Genomic DNA, 15,306 nt, shown 5'->3' on the forward strand with positions numbered 1-15,306 from the left:
GGCAAATCCCTAGCGAAATCTTCCTCCGCTGAGAGCCGCCTGCACGCAAGAGGTCCATGGCGAAGAATAATTCAAATTTTCCGGAGCGTCGATGGAGTCTGGGGCCCGCAGAACTACCTCGCGGTGGCTATCAACGGCAAATCCCGGGCGAAATCTTCCATGTCGGCCCAAGGGTCGCCTGACGTCGCCAGCAGGCCCGGCAGTGACGAATAATTCAGGTCCTGCGGGGCGTCGATGGATTCCAGGTCGCTCCAGCTCACCGGTGTCGAGGCCGGCAAATTGGTGCGGGCGCGCAGCGAATAGGGAGCCGCCGAGGTGTGGCCGCGCGCATTGCGGTGATAGTCGATGAAGATGCGCCGCTTGCGGTTCTCCTTGCCCATGGTGGTGGTGAAAGTGTCGGGCGCGGTGGCGGCAAGATGCGTGGAGATGGCGCTGGTCGCCTGATGCAGTTTCTTCCAGTTCTGCTTTTGTGTCACCGGCACGGTGATGTGGATGCCGTGGCCCCCGGAGGTCTTGGCGAACGGCACCAGCCCTAGCGCTTCGAGCTCGCTGCGAATATGCACCGCCGCCTCCACCACGTCGCGCCAGGCGATCCCCTCGCCCGGGTCGAGATCGAAAACGATCAAATCCGGCTTGTCGAGCCGCGTGCGATGGGTGCCCCAGGTGTGGAACTCGACGACGCCGAACTGCGCCAGCGCCAGATAGCCCTTGGCGTCTTCTACCGAGAGATAGGATTTGGTCTCGCCCTCGGAGTTGGTCGCCTCGAAGGTCGCCACGGATGACGGCATGCCGGTGAAGGCATGGCGCTGGAAGAAACAGTCCTGCGGCCTGCCGGTCGGGCAGCGCACCAGCGACACCGGCCGGCCGAGAATATGCGGCAGCATGAAATCGCCGACCAGCGCGTAGTAGACGGCAATGTCGAGCTTGGTCGGGCCGGTCTTGCCGAACAGCCGTCGCGTCGGGTTGGTCACCCAGATGGTGGCGAGATCGGCCTCGGCGATCAGCCGCTTGCGCTTGGCCGACACCGGCGTCGACAGGCCGACGTCGCGCAGGCCGCGGAACACCGCATGGCGCAGCGCATTGTCGGTGGTCCGGTTGGCGTAGTGGATGTGCGCCGAAAGCAGCGGCCGCACCCAGTTCATCTCGCGCATGATCTCGCGCGGAACGCCTTCCGGCGCGGACGCCCCGGCGCGCAAAGGCTCCAGCCGGGCCAGCAATTCGGTGGCGGTGGCGGCATCGAAGCCGGTGCCGACCTTGCCGCGATAGTGCAATTCGCCATCCTCGAATTCGCCGAGGCCGAGTGCGGCCAGCCCCTCGGCCGCGTCGGAGACAGTGTAGCCGGCGATAACGAAATCGCCGGTCTGAAGCGCCTTGGTCTTGGTCCAGGTCTTGGTACGGCCGCTCTGGTAGATTGCCGTGGCGCGCTTGGAGACGACACCCTCGAGCCCCATCTCGGATGCCTGGTCATAAAGTGCCTGGCCGTCTCCTTCGACATGATCGCTGAGCTGGATGGCCGAATTGGCGCCGAGACCGGACAGCAATTGCGAAAGCAGCGCCTTGCGCCGGCGGAGCGGCGCTTGTCTCAGGTCCCAGCCGTCGAGATACAGGAGATCGAAGGCGTAGAAGTGGAGCTTGTTGCCGGCGCCTTCGGCCAGCGCATCCTGCAAAAGGGCAAAGCGGCTGATGCCCTTGGCGTCGAGCGCGACGACCTCGCCGTCGATGATCGCCTCGCGGCACGGCAGCCTGGCGAAGGCAAGCGGCAGGTCGCCATAGCGCTTCGTCCAGTCGAGGCCGGCGCGGGTGATCAGCCTGACTGCGCCGTTAGCGAGATGCGCCATGGTGCGGTAGCCATCGAATTTGATCTCGTGCAGCCAGACTTCGCCCGTTCGGGCCGCTGGGTCATCGCCGCCCGGCGGCTTCGGAACCTGCGTAGTCAGCTGCGGCTCGATGCGGGTGGGCGGCGGCGCCTTGATGGCGCCTGGCAAAGCACCTGGCTTCAGCACCACCGGCCTGGCAGGCTTGGCGGCCGGCTTCGGCGTTGCCACCAGTTCCTCGATGCGGCGTCCGGATTTGACACTTTCCGGCCGGGCTTCCAGTATGTCGAGCTTGGCGTCGGCGGCGAGATCGCGCTCCTTGAACAGCAGCCAGTTCTTCTTGCCCTCATCCTCGCCGGGCTTCGGTTTCAGCCGCGTCAGCATCCAGCCGCCATTCAGCTTTTCGCCGGCGAGGCGGAACTTGAAGGAACCGGTGCGCAGGCTCTTCTCGACATCGTCCATCGGCGCCCAGACGCCGGTGTCCCAGACGATCATCGGCCCGCCGCCATATTCGCCTTCGGGAATGACACCTTCGAAGTCGATATACTCGAGCGGATGGTCCTCGGTCTCGACCGCCAGCCGTTTGTCGGCGGGGTTGAGCGACGGGCCGCGCGGCACCGCCCAGCTCTTCAGCACGTCGCCGACCTGCAGGCGCAGATCGTAGTGATCGGCGGTGGCGTGATGCTTGTGGACAACGAAACGATTGCCCTCACCGGCAACCAGACCGCCGGCTGGTTCCGGCGTCCTCGTGAACTCGCGCTTGGCGCGATAGGCCTTGAGCTTTGGCGGGGCGGTCACGGCCACATGCTCTTGCGCAAAAACAACGGCTTGATGCGCATGTCTTGAATCATTTTGTCAGCATCGGGCAGGTCGGCGTCACGCCGCTCAATCGTCCGTGGCCGGTGTCAATTCGAGTTCGGCCGGCGACAGGCCCTGCTGCAGCTGGCTGAGCCGGAATTCGTCGACCCAATAGGCCTCGCCGTCGACCAGCACGCGCGCGCTGTAGCTGCCGGCCGAAAAACGCTGCGCAGTGATGTACACCTTGTGGCGGTCGAGCGCGTTCCGCACCGCGGCGCGCTTGGATTTCTGACTGGCGACGGAACTGGCCATGCTGGTCACTCACGCACAAGCCGCAAGGCGGCGTGCCTTAAGGATGGCCGAGAGCGTGTCGGCTGTCAATTTGGCGGTCGCTGCGAGCCGCGCGCGGTGGCGCCTCCCGATCTGTGGAAACCGAGCCGGTGCGCTATATTGCCCTGGCGGCTTGGAACGCGATGCTGATCCGGAGAGCTTCACATGACATTGACGATGCGCAAACTCGGCAGCCAGGGCCTGCAAGTCTCGGCAATCGGTCTCGGCTGCATGGGCATGAGCCAGTCCTACGGCCCGGCCGACGAGGCGGAATCGACCGCCACGCTGCACCGCGCCATCGAACTCGGCTGCACCTTCCTCGACACCGCGGAAGTGTACGGGCCGTTCACCAACGAGGAACTGCTCGGCCGCGCGCTAAAGGGCCGGCGCGATGAGGTGACGATCGCGACGAAATTCGGCTTCCGCATTGAAAACGGCAAGCAAGTCGGCACCGAGCGCGACAGCCGGCCCGAACATATCCGCGAGGCTTTGGAAGGTTCGCTGAGAAGGCTCGCCACCGACCATGTCGACCTCCTCTATCAGCACCGCGTCGATCCGGCGGTGCCGATCGAGGATGTGGCGGGTGCTGTCGGCGAGCTGATCGCTCAGGGCAAGGTTCGCTTCTTCGGCCTGTCGGAAGCCGGTGCCGCCAACATCCGCCGGGCGCATGCCGTTCATCCGGTGTCGGCAGTGCAGAGCGAATACTCGCTATGGGAGCGCAATCTGGAACCGGAAATCATTCCGCTGCTGAAGGAGCTCGGCATCGGCCTGGTGCCGTTCTCGCCGCTCGGCCGCGGCTTTCTCACCGGCGACGTCAGGCGCGCCGAAGACTATCCAGAGGGCGATTACCGGCGCGGCGACCCGCGCTACCAGGGCGCCAACTATGACGCCAACATGCAGGCGGCAGCCATGGTACTCGACATCGCCGCGGCCAAGCGCGTCAAGCCAGGCCAGATTGCTCTGGCCTGGCTGCTCCACAAGGGGAGCGGCTTCGGCATCGACATCGTGCCGATCCCCGGCACCAAGCGCCGAAAGTACCTCGAGGAGAACGTCGCCGCGGCTTCGATCAAGCTCGACACAGCCGAGATGCAGGTGCTCGACGACGCGCTGGCGCCCGGCAAGGTCGCCGGTCCGCGCTACGGCGAGCGCACCATGGTAATGATCGATCGGTAGGTCTTGCCTTCTCCCGTTCTTGCGCAAAGCTCCGGCCTTGGCTAGCATCCTTGGGCAGGCACCGAGCGGAGGAGAACGTCGCGGTGGACCGGCTGGAGCGCCGTTGCGTCCCTTCAAACACGAGTTGGGCGCTCGAAGGACACTCCATTTTTGAATCGACGCAAGGAACCTTCCGGAAAACCCATTCCGGTTCCGGGGTCGTGCGCTCATCTGGGAGGAGACTAAATTGATCAACAGACGTGAATTCCTGCTGTCGACCGCGGCGATGGGCGCCCTGGCGCTGGCCGCTCCGCAACTGGCTTTTGCCCAGGACAAGCTGACCATCCTCGGCTCGGTGCCGAGCCTCGGCTTTCCGTTCTTCGTACACATGCTGAACCAGATCAAGGCGGAAGCCCAGGCGCAGGGCGTCAACCTGATCGAGAGCGACGGCCAGAACTCGGCGCCCAAGCAGACCGCCGACATCGAGGCGGCACTCGTGCAGAAGGTCAACGCCATCGTCATCTCGCCGCTCGACGTCAACGCGCTGGCCCCAGCCATCGAAGAAGCGGTCAAGGCCGGCGTTCCCGTCGTCACCATCGACCGCCGCGTCGACGGCGTCGAGGGCATCCTCGCCCATGTCGGCGCCGACAATGTCAAAGGCGGCGAGGCCGAAGCGCAGGCCATGGTGGCGGCGTTCCCGAACGGCGCCAAGATCTTCCATCTGCAGGGCCAGCCCGGTGCCGGCCCGGCGATCGACCGCAACAAGGGTGTGCACAATGTCCTCGATCCGATGAAGGACAAGTACCAGATCATCTTCGAGCAGACCGCCGACTTCGCCCGCGCCGAGGCGCTGTCCGTCACCGAGGCCGGCCTTGCGGCCAACGGCAAGCCCGACGCGATCATCTGCGCCAATGACGACATGGCGCTTGGCGCGGTTGAAGCCTGCGCGGCGCGCAACTTCACCGACGTCAAGATCTACGGCTTCGACGCGCTTCCCGAAGCGCTGGTCGCCGTGCGCGACGGCAAGCTGGCCGGAACGGTCGAGCAATTCCCCGGCGAACAATCGCGCACTGCGGTGCAGATCGCGGTCGCCTACGCCAGGGACAAGACCGAGCCGAAGGAAAAGCTGGTGCTTTTGACGCCGATCGTCATCGGCAAGGACAATCTCGACAAGGCGGAGAGGCTGGGCGAGACGAAGTAAGCGCCGAGGGCGCACAGCGCCAAAGCAGCGTTCTGTCGCGCCCCCTCTGCCCTGCCGGGCATCTCCCGCTCAAGGGGGGAGATTGGCAGTTTCAACGAGTCGCCTTCTCTTCAACGCCGGAGTAGCGAAAGCCTGGGTGACATCCGATCTCCCCCCTGGAGGGGGAGATGTCCGGCACGACAGAGAGGGGCGCTGTCCCGTGGCCTTTCGGGTGGACCACAATTCAAGGAGCATCCTTTGCCAGTCGAAGCCATTGCGCCATCGCCCGCCCTGCTCGCCGTCGAGGGCGTGACCAAGCGCTTTGCCGGCGTCACCGCGCTGAACGACGTTTCGCTTGAAGTCCGCCCCGGCGAGATCCTCGGCCTGCTCGGCGAGAACGGAGCCGGCAAATCGACGCTGCTCAAGATCCTGTCCGGCGTGATGCCGCCGTCCAGCGGCCGCATCGTCTTCGACGGTGTCGAATTCAGCCCGCACAATCCGCAGGATGCCAAGCGCCACGGCATCGTAACAATCTACCAGGAGCTGAGCCTGATCCCGACGCTGACCGTGGCGGAGAATATCTTCATCGGCCGCGCGCCGCTCGGCCGGTTCGGGCTGGTCAGTTGGCGGCGAATGGAGGAAGATTCCCGCACGATCATCGCTCGCGTCGGGCTCAATCTCGACCCGGCGACGCCGGTTTCCGCACTGTCGGTGGCCGAGCAGCAGCTGGTCGAGATCGCCCGCGCGCTATCGCTGAAGAGCCGCTTGATCATCATGGACGAGCCGACCTCGGCGCTGACCGAGACCGAAGTGCACAGGCTGATGTCGATCATGGACCGGCTGCGCAAGGATGGCGTCGCCATCATGTTCGTCACCCACCGGCTGGAGGAGGCATCGGCGATCTGCGACCGTATGACCGTGCTGCGCGACGGCAGGCTGGCCGGCCATCTCGACCGCGAAGGCGGGCCGATCAGGCTGCCGAAGATCATCGAGAAGATGGTCGGCCGTGCCGCTTCCGAGCTCTATGCCAGGCCGACGCAGCGCGATGTCGCCGGCGACGTCCGGCTCTCTGTGCGCGGCCTGCGCACGGTGCGCGATCCGCAGGCGCCGCACGCCATCGTACTCGAAGGCGTCGATCTCGACCTCAAGGCGGGCGAAATCCTCGGCGTCGCCGGGCTCGTCGGCTCCGGCCGCACCGAGCTCGCCCGCGCCATCTTCGGTGCCGACCGCATTGCCGCCGGCACCATCATGCTCGACGGCAAGCCGATCGCGCCGGCATCACCCGCCGACGCCATCGAGCTCGGCATCGGCCTGGTGCCGGAGGACCGCAAGCACCAGGCAATCTTCGCAGCACTCGCCATCCTCACCAATTTCTCGATCGCCGCGCTCGACCGCTACTCCAGTGTCGGTTTCATGGCCGAGCGGCGCGAACGCGAGGCGCTGGCGAACTACAGGAAGATGCTGTCGATCCGCATGGCTTCGCCCGAGCAGGCGATCGAGGGCCTGTCCGGCGGTAACCAGCAGAAGGTGATCCTTGCCCGCTGGCTGGCGCGCGATCCCAAGGTGCTGATCGTCGATGAACCGACGCGCGGCGTCGATGTCGGCGCCAAGGCGGAAGTGCACCAGATCCTGGTGGAACTCGCCGCGCGCGGCATCGCCATCATGATGATCTCTTCGGAGCTGCCCGAGGTGCTTGCAGTGTCGGACAGGATCGTCACCATGCGGCGCGGGCGCATTACCGGCGAGATGCCCGGCGTCGAGGCGACCGAGGAGAAACTGATGGAACTGATGGCGCTCGACCAGAAGCAGGAAGCAACGCAATGACCAGTACGACCGAACGGAGCCAGCGCGGTGGCGTCAATATTGCGCGCCTGCTGATGAGCTTCGGCCCGCTGATGTTCCTGGCGTTGCTGATCGTCGTCTTCACTGTGCTGAAGCCGAGCTTCATCGACCCGATCAACCTGTTCAACATCATGCGCCAGATCTCGATCACCGGCCTGATCGCGCTCGGCATGACCTTCGTCATCCTCACCGCCGGCATCGACCTGTCGGTCGGCTCGCTGCTCGCCTTCTGCGGCATGGTCGCGGCGGTGGTGGCCAAAGGCGGCACCGCCAACACGCTGTCGCTGTCGACAACGGGCACGCAGGGCTATGGCTGGTTCGCCGCCCTTCTCGCCGCCGTCGTCGTCGGCGCCGTGGCCGGCGGCGTCCAGGGCTTTGCCATCACCAGGCTGAAAGTGCCGCCCTTCGTCGTCACGCTCGGCGGCCTAACCGTGTTTCGCGGCCTGACCTTGACAATCTCCAATGGCGGCCCGATCTCCGGCTTCGACGCCTCGATGCGCTGGTTCGGTACCGGCCTGATCGGCCCGGTGCCGGTGCCGGCGATCATCTTCGCGATTGCCGCCATCCTTTGCCACATCGTGCTGCGCTACACGCGCTACGGCCGCGCGGTCTATGCAGTCGGCGGCAATGCTGAGGCCGCGCGCCTCTCCGGCCTGCGCGTCGACCGCATCCTGATCTCGGTCTACATCATCGTCGGCTTCTTCGCCGGCCTTGCCGCCTTCGTTTTGTCGGCGCGGCTCAACTCCTCCGAAGCCGTCGCCGGCATCGGCTACGAGCTGACGGTGATCTCGGCGGTCGTTATCGGCGGCACCTCGCTGTTCGGCGGCATCGGCAGCGTCGGCGGTACGGTAGTCGGTGCAGGACTGATCGGCGTCTTGCAGAACGGGCTGCAGTTCAACAACGTCTCGTCCTACACGCAAAGCATCGTCATCGGCCTGATCCTCATCCTCGCCGTGGCCTTCGACCGCTGGCTGAAATCGCGGGTAAGGCGGTGATGGCCGAGCGAACGCTGCGGTGCCATAAACTGCCCGGGAGGTGGCGATGCCTCAAATAAGAACCATGACCGAACAGGATGTTCCGGCGGTGTCGCGGCTGCTTGGAGGGTCCTGGCGACAGACCTATTCGCCGATCCTGGGTGCCGAGACCACGGCACGGCTGTCGGATGAGAGGCACGCGCCGGAGCGGCTGGCGTCCGAGCTCGGGGACGACAACAAGATGTCCTTCGTCGCCGAGCGGGCTGACGGCTCGCTCGCCGGTTATGCGATGGCAGCGATGGACGACAAGGGCGAGGTCATGCTCGAGCGGCTCCATATAGACAAAAGCGAGTACGGCACCGGTGTTGCCGCCGACCTGCTGCATGCCGTTCTTGCCGCGCACGCGGGTATTCCCAGCATCGCCCTGGAAGTGATCGAGGGCAACGACCGCGCAATCGCCTTCTATCGTAAGCACGGCTTCGAGGTCGTCGAGCGCCGGCCGGCTGCACACGGCGTGGGCGGCCACGCCTTGCTGATCATGCGCCGGCTGCTGCCGATGGCTTAGCAAGCGAAAGCGGCTGAGCGCGTAATCTCCCCCCTTGAGGGGGAGATGTCCTGCAGGACAGAGGGGGGCGCCAACTTTCTCTTTCGTCCAATATGGCGTCGCGCCAGGACGTGCCGACCCCCTCTGTCGCCTTCGGCGACATCTCCCCCTCAAGGGGGGAGATTGGCACTCGCTCAGGCCGGGGCGTTGACGCGCTGTGGGCGCGTTGCCCAGTCGGCAACGGTCGCGCCAGCAACGCTCTCGCCGGCAACCATCCCGTTCGTCTGCGGCGCAAGCAGGTCGTTGCGGCGGGCGAAGGCAACGAAGGTGGCGCGCGCCGTTTCGGCGTCGATCTCTCCTTCCAGTGCTGCACGGCACGCTTTTGCGGCGATGTCATGCGCGGCCGTCCGGCTCGCTGCCGGCCATTCAGCCAAAAGTGCATAGGCCTCAGCCGCGCTTTCTATCTTCGTCGGTGTACCGAGGCCGGTGAGGATAGTAACCGGCTTGTCGAACGAAGCACGATCCATGACACTCTCCTTTCCTGGCTCAATCGGCTCCTTTCGGAACTCAACCGCGCGGGCGCTTCGATCCTCGAGGGCCGCCTGCGAAACGATGGCACCGATCTGCGAGTTGGACCCAATCGAGGGCATGCCCGGCCGCGGCAGCAGCCGATGCACCTTGACCAGCGCCTCGAGCCAGGCCGCCGCGCCCAGCGGCGGATGTTCGCGCCCGTAGAGCCACGCCTTTGCCTTGGCGAGCGGGTATCCCGCCTCTTCGGCGAAATCGTTTTCCGACCACCGCAGCAGGCGCAGGCATTCGCGCATCCGCGCCGCGATCATTTGCGCTCCTCCGTGCCGGCCCCCACGCGTTGAGCCGACAGAAACATCAGCGTGTAGGCCGCCTTGCGGCGGTCCCAGCCGGCCGACTCGGCCATGTGCAGCAAGCCGTCGACCAACGGCGCCAGCGCCGCCCTGCAGTCGGCTTCATAGTTGAGATCGTTTTTCGGGCGGGTCGGCGCCGCCATCTTTCCAAAACTGTCCATCATATCCATGGCAACACCTGCTCAGCATTAGTCCCGGACCGGCAAGACCGTGCCCGCTTTTGGCGGACACGGTCCATCTGCCGTTTCGAAGTCGCGCTTTGGAAGCCTGGCTTTAGAAGTCCATGCCGCCACCGCCGGGCATTGCCGGCGCGCCAGCTTCCTTCTTCGGCTTCTCGGCCACCATCGCCTCGGTCGTCACCAGCAGGCCGGCGACGGAAGCGGCATCCTGCAGAGCGGTGCGCACCACCTTGGCCGGATCGATGACGCCCTGGCCGAAGAGATCGCCATAGTCGCCGGTCTGCGCGTTCCAGCCGAACGAGAACTCCTGCTTTTCGCGCAGCTTACCGACGATGATCGAGCCTTCGGCGCCGGCATTCTCGGCAATCTGGCGCACCGGAGCCTCGATCGCGCGACGCACGATTTCGACACCGGTCTTCTGGTCGGGATTGTCGACCTGAATATTGTCGAGCGCCTTTGCCGCCCGCAGCAGCGCCACGCCACCGCCGGGCAGGATGCCCTCCTCGACCGCGGCACGGGTGGCATGCATGGCGTCGTCGACCCGATCCTTGCGCTCCTTGACCTCTACCTCGGTCGAGCCGCCGACGCGGATGACGGCGACGCCACCGGCGAGCTTGGCCAGCCGCTCCTGCAGCTTCTCGCGATCATAGTCGGATGTGGTCTCCTCGATCTGCGCCTTGATCTGGGAGACCCGGCCCTGGATTTCGCTCTTCGAGCCGGCACCGTCGACGATCGTGGTGTTTTCCTTCTCGACCACCACCTTCTTGGCGCGGCCGAGCATGTTGAGCGTGACGTTCTCGAGCTTGATGCCGAGATCCTCGCTGATTGCCGTGCCGCCGGTCAGGATGGCAATATCCTCCAGCATGGCCTTGCGGCGATCGCCGAAGCCCGGAGCCTTGACGGCCGCGACCTTCAGGCCGCCGCGCAGCTTGTTGACGACCAGCGTCGCCAGCGCCTCGCCCTCGACGTCCTCGGCGATGATCAGCAGCGGCTTGGACGACTGCACCACCGCCTCCAGCACCGGAAGCAGCGCCTGCAGGTTGGACAGCTTCTTCTCGTGGATCAGCACATAGGGCTCGTCGAGCTCGACGCGCATCTTGTCCTGATTGGTGATGAAATAGGGGCTGAGATAGCCGCGGTCGAACTGCATGCCTTCGACGACTTCGAGCTCCGTCTCGGCGGTCTTGGCTTCTTCGACGGTAATGACGCCCTCATTGCCGACCTTTTCCATCGCTTCGGCGAGGAAGCGCCCGATCTCGGCGTCGCCATTGGCCGAGATGGTGCCGACCTGGGCGATTTCGTCGTTCCTGGTCACCTTGCGGGCATTGGCCTTGAGTTCGGCGACCACGGCTTCGACCGCCTTGTCGATACCGCGCTTCAGGTCCATCGGGTTCATGCCGGCGGCAACCGCCTTGGCGCCTTCCTGGACGATCGACTGCGCCAGAACGGTCGCGGTCGTGGTGCCGTCGCCGGCGACGTCGCTGGTCTTCGAAGCCACCTCGCGCACCATCTGTGCGCCCATATTCTCGAACTTGTCCTCGAGCTCGATCTCCTTCGCCACGGTAACGCCGTCCTTGGTGATGCGCGGCGCGCCGAACGACTTGTCGAGGACGACATTGCGGCCCTTGGGACCGAGCGTCACCCTCACCGCGTCGGCGAGGATATTGACGCCGCGCAGCATCTTCTCGCGGGCTTCGGTATGAAATTTCACATCTTTGGCAGCCATTGGATCACTCCTTCGATAGGCAGCTTCGTTGACTGGAATGCTTGTTCAGGCCCACTCAGGCAGCCTTCTTCATCTCGCCGGCGCCCTCGATAACGCCCAGCACGTCGCTCTCTTTCATGATGAGCAGATCCTCGCCATTGAGCTTGATCTCGGTGCCGGACCATTTGCCGAACAGGATGCGGTCGCCGACCTTGACGTCGAGCGGCTGCAATTGGCCGCTGTCGTCGCGCGCGCCTGGACCGGCGGCAATGACCTCGCCCTCCTGCGGCTTCTCCTTGGCGGTGTCGGGGATGATGATGCCGCCGGCGGTCTTCTCGTCGACCTCGATACGGCGGACCAGGATACGGTCGTGCAATGGACGGAACGTCATGTCGTTCTCCTCTCGGGACAAACAGATTTTCGAAGATCCTCCTGACCGAACCGGCAATATCGGCCCGGCACGGGGTGCGCGACCCCTTCATCAGGCATCGCGCGCATACGAACTAGTCGCGCTTTTTTCTGCTTTCAAGAGGGTCACGCAAAAATTTTAGCACTCGACGCATGAGAGTGCCAATGCACTGTAATCGTTCGCACATTAGCCGCTCTCAGCTAAAGTGCGGCTCGAATTTTGGCGCGATATTTCAAAATGCCGCCGGTCCGGAGCCGCTCGTGGCGGCGGGAACCTATGTGGAAGGCGAGGCGTTTTGCAGACCGAGATTTCAACGGACCGAGATTTCAACGGAAAGGACGATCGCATGACCAGCAGGGACTTTCAGCTCCAGATGCAAGGGTTTGGTCTTACCACGGCGGAGATCCACTACCGCCTGCCCGATCATCGGAGCCTGCTGCAACTCTATATCTGGCAGGAATACGATATTGCCCCCGATTTCCCGACGCTGAAGCATTTCCTCGATTTCTGGGAGCGCGAAATCGAAGGCCCGCTGCATTCGGTGCGCGTCGCCCATCATCACCTGATCCAGCCCTCCGAATGGCGGGCCGTAAACGGCATTATCACCGTCCACTGAGGAGCAAGCCGATCTGCCGCTAGACAGCGGACAAAGTCTCTCGCGGCGGGGGAAGGCAGTTGCCTCTCCCCACTTGTTTTGGATCTCAAATATCGGAGGGTCCGGGCTAGCCGGCGTGGTCAACAGGCTCGCAGGCGAGCAATCCCGCGTTGCGCGCCGCCCTGACGAAGGCCTTGCGCGCATCACGCGCGGTGCGCCAGCCGTCGAGCGCGTCGCGGCAGGTCCGATAGGCGGCGCGCCAACTCCGGCCGCGTGCACGGTCCGGCCACTGCTGACGCATGCATTCGATGGCTTCCCAACTACTGGCGACCTTGCGCTGGCTGGACTGGAATTTCAACGTGATCGGCTCGGCGAAGCGGACGTCGTCCATCACTTCCTCCTTGTTTTCTGATCGTCTTCTTGTTTGAGCAAGCAACGTCATGCTGGCGGCACCGGCGACCAGCCGGCGCCGCTGAAGGACATGGTTCGTCCCTTTGCGCGGTTCAAGAGCATCGCGGCAACAGCGGTTATTCCTCCTCGTCCGGCCCTTGCAGCAGTTCGATCAGCGTCGCTACTCTTGCCGTCGGCAGCGGTCGGCCTTCGTTCACCAGCGCCTCGTCGGCGGCGATCCAGGCCAGGGCCTCACGCAATTCCTGGACCGTCCCGTCCGTCGCCGCAATGTCGGCGATAACGGCGTCGTCGACCGGGCCCAGCACGGAAATGATCTCGTCGCGTGTCATGGTCAGCTCCATCTGCGAGTGCCGGGAATGGGCCCGGCAACACAAGAATCTGGGTCTTGACCTGCGGCAGACAATAACCGGCCGGGGAACTCGGCGTTGGCGATTGAAGCCAAACAGGCAATCTCCTGCCGGACATCCCCCACTTGTGCGAGAGTGGCAGCCTCGCCGAACCGACACCGGCCCAAAAAACCAGCAACGCGAGAGCCGCCGGGGTCTTGACTTGCGGCGGACAATAACCAGATCGATGGCACCGGTCGCCGAAATGGGGCCGGCGAAACCAGGGAGCGCCAGCTCTTTGGCGCTCCTCGTATCTATGTTGCTCGATGGAGGATGTAGCTATGAGAACCGCATTCGACTTTTCCCCGCTCTATCGGTCGAGCATCGGCTTCGACCGCGTCTTCAACCTGCTGGAAAATGCGCCGCAGGCTTTCGACGCCTGGCCGCCCTATGACATCGCGCGCAGCAGCGAGAACAACTACCGCGTCACTATCGCCGTCGCTGGCTTTTCCGAGGACGGCCTCGAAATCATTCATGAACCCAACCTCCTGATTGTCTCCGGCCAGCACAAGGAGCCGGACAACGCGGAGTATCTGCATCATGGCCTCGCCACACGGCCCTTTACCCGCCGTTTCGAGCTTGCCGATCACGTCAAGGTCGCAGGCGCCTCGCTCGACAACGGCCTGCTCAGCATCGATCTGGTACGTGAGGTGCCCGAGGAGATGAAGCCTCGGCGCATCGCCATCGCGACCGATGTCGCCTCGCCGAAGACCGGGCCGAAGGCCCCGCAGGTCGAAGCAAACAAGCAGGCTGCCTGAACGAACCAGTCGAGAAAGGAGACTGTGCAATGGCTATTCGTGATCTCATTCCCTGGGGCCGGGAGAACAATCAGGCCCCCAGCCTGTTCCGCAGCGGCGATCGCGATCCCTTCCTGACGCTGCATCGCGAAATGAACCGCCTGTTCGACGAGGCGTTCCGCGGCTTCGACACGAGGCTGCCGTCGCTCGGTGGCTTCGCCGCGGCCCGCGCCGGCTGGCCGAGTGTCGAAATCTCCGATAGCGAAAAGGAGATCCGCGTCACCGCCGAGATCCCCGGAATGGACGAGAAGGACGTCGAGCTGCTGCTCGATAACGGCGTGCTGACGCTGCGCGGCGAGAAGCGTGAAGAGACCGAAGACAAGGACAGGCAGTTCTCCGAACGCTTCTATGGCCGTTTCGAGCGGCGTATCCCGCTCGGCTACGAAGTCGACGAAGACAAGGTCAACGCCGCGTTCCGGAACGGCGTGCTCAGCGTGACGCTGCCGAAGACTGAGCGCGCTCAGGCCAAGGCCAAGCGTATCGCCATCAACGGCGGCAACGGCAAGTCCTGATGGCTCGCAGCAGGACGACGCCCGCTTCTGCCCTGCCGGTTCCGGCGGGCAGAAGCGGGCAATGTCGATGACCCGTTCTCCCGACGCTCCGGTTCCGCCTGACCAGGCGCAGCAAGTCTTGCAGTGCCTGACGACCGAGCATTTCGTGCTGCAAAACGCTCGCGCCGCGACCATTCAGGAAGCGAACCAGCGAGCCAATCTGTTCCTGACCTCGGTCTCGAGCGCAACGATTGCCTTGTCCTTCGTCGCCCAGGTCACGGAGATGGGCAGGCCGTTCGTGTTGTTCAGCCTTATCTTGCTACCTTGCCTTTTCTTCATCGGCCTGGTCACCTTCGTGCGCGCTGTGCAGGTTGCCATCGAGGACATGGTGCATGCCCGCGGCATGGCCAGGATCCGCCACTATTTCGTCGAGCTGGCGCCGGTCCTGCAAAGATACCTTGTCAACTCCACGCATGACGACCTCTCGGCGGTGCTGGTCGACAAGGGCCTCCGCCCCTCGCCGCTGCAATATTTCATGACCACCGCTGGGATGGTGGGCACGATCAACGGCGCCATCGCCGGCGCCTTCACCGGCATCGTTGTTAAGTCCGCTTTCGGCGGAGGCATGTCGCACGGCGTGATTTGCGGGCTGGCGGTCTTCGCGACATGCATTCTCGTCCTGCGGCGTTATCATAGTCGCGCCTGGGCCACGGCCGAAGAAAGCTTGCCAGCACGGTTCCCGGTCGACAATGACAGGAAAAGCTAGCGCCGACATATCCGGATGTCGAAAAGTGGCAGGGCGCCGCCCTTGCGTCTTG

Annotated in this window: 17 protein-coding genes; 9 read left to right on the top strand and 8 right to left on the bottom strand. The window is 64.4% G+C overall.

Annotated elements, in window-relative coordinates:
• Positions 1-113 precede the first annotated feature (113 nt).
• Positions 114-2,612 (bottom strand): DNA ligase D, encoded by a 2,499-nt coding sequence (gene ligD / locus NKH80_RS02570; protein WP_352989408.1) that lies wholly within the window; start codon positions 2,610-2,612, stop codon positions 114-116.
• A gap of 87 nt (positions 2,613-2,699) precedes the next feature.
• A complete protein-coding gene (locus NKH80_RS02575) occupies positions 2,700-2,924 on the bottom strand; it encodes a hypothetical protein (protein WP_023675682.1) in 225 nt (74 codons plus the stop codon).
• Between the two features lie 183 nt (positions 2,925-3,107).
• On the opposite strand from NKH80_RS02575, the gene NKH80_RS02580 reads away from it, so the two are divergent.
• The 5 genes from NKH80_RS02580 to NKH80_RS02600 all read left to right on the top strand — a co-directional run bounded on the left by NKH80_RS02580 (position 3,108) and on the right by NKH80_RS02600 (position 8,655).
• Complete coding sequence (locus NKH80_RS02580; protein ID WP_352705273.1) at positions 3,108-4,115, top strand: aldo/keto reductase; 1,008 nt, start codon at positions 3,108-3,110, stop codon at positions 4,113-4,115.
• Between the two features lie 229 nt (positions 4,116-4,344).
• A complete protein-coding gene (locus NKH80_RS02585; RefSeq protein WP_352880233.1) occupies positions 4,345-5,295 on the top strand; it encodes a substrate-binding domain-containing protein in 951 nt (316 codons plus the stop codon).
• Between the two features lie 237 nt (positions 5,296-5,532).
• Positions 5,533-7,098 carry a sugar ABC transporter ATP-binding protein gene (locus NKH80_RS02590; protein ID WP_352507795.1) on the top strand — a complete coding sequence of 522 codons (1,566 nt, stop codon included), beginning with the start codon at positions 5,533-5,535 and terminating at the stop codon, positions 7,096-7,098.
• Positions 7,095-8,111, top strand: a complete 1,017-nt coding sequence (locus NKH80_RS02595) for an ABC transporter permease (RefSeq protein WP_254819652.1) — start codon at positions 7,095-7,097, stop codon at positions 8,109-8,111. Before NKH80_RS02590 ends, NKH80_RS02595 begins: the two co-directional genes overlap by 4 nt.
• 46 nt (positions 8,112-8,157) lie before the next feature.
• Positions 8,158-8,655 (top strand): GNAT family N-acetyltransferase, encoded by a 498-nt coding sequence (locus NKH80_RS02600; RefSeq protein WP_352880125.1) that lies wholly within the window; start codon positions 8,158-8,160, stop codon positions 8,653-8,655.
• A 173-nt stretch (positions 8,656-8,828) separates the two neighbouring features.
• Here the strand turns inward: NKH80_RS02600 and NKH80_RS30080 are convergent, their stop codons facing one another.
• The 4 genes from NKH80_RS30080 to NKH80_RS02620 all read right to left on the bottom strand — a co-directional run bounded on the left by NKH80_RS30080 (position 8,829) and on the right by NKH80_RS02620 (position 11,790).
• On the bottom strand, positions 8,829-9,473 hold the full coding sequence (locus NKH80_RS30080) for a DUF982 domain-containing protein (protein WP_502900898.1): 645 nt from the start codon (positions 9,471-9,473) through the stop codon (positions 8,829-8,831).
• Entirely contained in the window at positions 9,470-9,685 is a 216-nt protein-coding gene (locus NKH80_RS02610; protein WP_352880124.1) for a hypothetical protein, read from the bottom strand. The genes NKH80_RS30080 and NKH80_RS02610 overlap by 4 nt, the downstream gene beginning before the upstream one ends.
• Before the next feature lie 103 nt (positions 9,686-9,788).
• A complete protein-coding gene (groL, locus tag NKH80_RS02615) occupies positions 9,789-11,420 on the bottom strand; it encodes a chaperonin GroEL (protein WP_352475547.1) in 1,632 nt (543 codons plus the stop codon).
• Between the two features lie 55 nt (positions 11,421-11,475).
• Positions 11,476-11,790: a co-chaperone GroES gene (locus tag NKH80_RS02620; protein ID WP_254819656.1), complete on the bottom strand. Its 315-nt coding sequence runs from the start codon at positions 11,788-11,790 to the stop codon at positions 11,476-11,478.
• Positions 11,791-12,154: 364 nt separating this feature from the next.
• Between NKH80_RS02620 and NKH80_RS02625 the strand changes: the two genes are divergently transcribed.
• Positions 12,155-12,424 carry an usg protein gene (locus NKH80_RS02625; protein ID WP_023718102.1) on the top strand — a complete coding sequence of 90 codons (270 nt, stop codon included), beginning with the start codon at positions 12,155-12,157 and terminating at the stop codon, positions 12,422-12,424.
• A gap of 106 nt (positions 12,425-12,530) precedes the next feature.
• Here NKH80_RS02625 and NKH80_RS02630 read toward each other — a convergent pair whose 3' ends face one another.
• Positions 12,531-12,794 (bottom strand): DUF982 domain-containing protein, encoded by a 264-nt coding sequence (locus NKH80_RS02630; protein ID WP_352989414.1) that lies wholly within the window; start codon positions 12,792-12,794, stop codon positions 12,531-12,533.
• 136 nt (positions 12,795-12,930) lie between these two features.
• Positions 12,931-13,143: a hypothetical protein gene (locus tag NKH80_RS02635; protein WP_352475551.1), complete on the bottom strand. Its 213-nt coding sequence runs from the start codon at positions 13,141-13,143 to the stop codon at positions 12,931-12,933.
• A 338-nt stretch (positions 13,144-13,481) separates the two neighbouring features.
• Here NKH80_RS02635 and NKH80_RS02640 point away from each other — a divergent pair, with 338 nt between their 5' ends.
• The 3 genes from NKH80_RS02640 to NKH80_RS02650 all read left to right on the top strand — a co-directional run bounded on the left by NKH80_RS02640 (position 13,482) and on the right by NKH80_RS02650 (position 15,254).
• Positions 13,482-13,958, top strand: coding sequence for an Hsp20 family protein (locus NKH80_RS02640; RefSeq protein WP_352989417.1), 477 nt, complete (start codon positions 13,482-13,484; stop codon positions 13,956-13,958).
• 29 nt (positions 13,959-13,987) lie between these two features.
• Positions 13,988-14,509, top strand: a complete 522-nt coding sequence (locus NKH80_RS02645; RefSeq protein WP_352989420.1) for an Hsp20/alpha crystallin family protein — start codon at positions 13,988-13,990, stop codon at positions 14,507-14,509.
• A gap of 67 nt (positions 14,510-14,576) precedes the next feature.
• Positions 14,577-15,254: a hypothetical protein gene (locus NKH80_RS02650; protein ID WP_352989423.1), complete on the top strand. Its 678-nt coding sequence runs from the start codon at positions 14,577-14,579 to the stop codon at positions 15,252-15,254.
• The last annotated feature ends 52 nt before the right edge of the window (positions 15,255-15,306 follow it).

Source organism: Mesorhizobium sp. M0904 (genome assembly GCF_040319475.1).
In the GTDB taxonomy this organism is placed as follows: Bacteria; Pseudomonadota; Alphaproteobacteria; order Rhizobiales; family Rhizobiaceae; genus Mesorhizobium.

Bases quoted from the DNA above. Each gene is read 5' to 3' on its own strand.
- NKH80_RS02610 (WP_352880124.1), bottom strand. From the start codon at position 9,685: ATGGATATGATGGACAGTTTTGGAAAGATGGCGGCGCCGACCCGCCCG.
- NKH80_RS02600 (WP_352880125.1), top strand. From the start codon at position 8,158: ATGCCTCAAATAAGAACCATGACCGAACAGGATGTTCCGGCGGTGTCG.
- NKH80_RS02575 (WP_023675682.1), bottom strand. From the start codon at position 2,924: ATGGCCAGTTCCGTCGCCAGTCAGAAATCCAAGCGCGCCGCGGTGCGG.
- NKH80_RS02640 (WP_352989417.1), top strand. From the start codon at position 13,482: ATGAGAACCGCATTCGACTTTTCCCCGCTCTATCGGTCGAGCATCGGC.
- NKH80_RS30080 (WP_502900898.1), bottom strand. From the start codon at position 9,473: ATGATCGCGGCGCGGATGCGCGAATGCCTGCGCCTGCTGCGGTGGTCG.
- NKH80_RS02620 (WP_254819656.1), bottom strand. From the start codon at position 11,790: ATGACGTTCCGTCCATTGCACGACCGTATCCTGGTCCGCCGTATCGAG.
- groL (WP_352475547.1), bottom strand. From the start codon at position 11,420: ATGGCTGCCAAAGATGTGAAATTTCATACCGAAGCCCGCGAGAAGATG.
- NKH80_RS02595 (WP_254819652.1), top strand. From the start codon at position 7,095: ATGACCAGTACGACCGAACGGAGCCAGCGCGGTGGCGTCAATATTGCG.
- NKH80_RS02645 (WP_352989420.1), top strand. From the start codon at position 13,988: ATGGCTATTCGTGATCTCATTCCCTGGGGCCGGGAGAACAATCAGGCC.
- NKH80_RS02650 (WP_352989423.1), top strand. From the start codon at position 14,577: ATGACCCGTTCTCCCGACGCTCCGGTTCCGCCTGACCAGGCGCAGCAA.
- NKH80_RS02635 (WP_352475551.1), bottom strand. From the start codon at position 13,143: ATGACACGCGACGAGATCATTTCCGTGCTGGGCCCGGTCGACGACGCC.
- NKH80_RS02625 (WP_023718102.1), top strand. From the start codon at position 12,155: ATGACCAGCAGGGACTTTCAGCTCCAGATGCAAGGGTTTGGTCTTACC.
- NKH80_RS02630 (WP_352989414.1), bottom strand. From the start codon at position 12,794: ATGGACGACGTCCGCTTCGCCGAGCCGATCACGTTGAAATTCCAGTCC.
- NKH80_RS02580 (WP_352705273.1), top strand. From the start codon at position 3,108: ATGACATTGACGATGCGCAAACTCGGCAGCCAGGGCCTGCAAGTCTCG.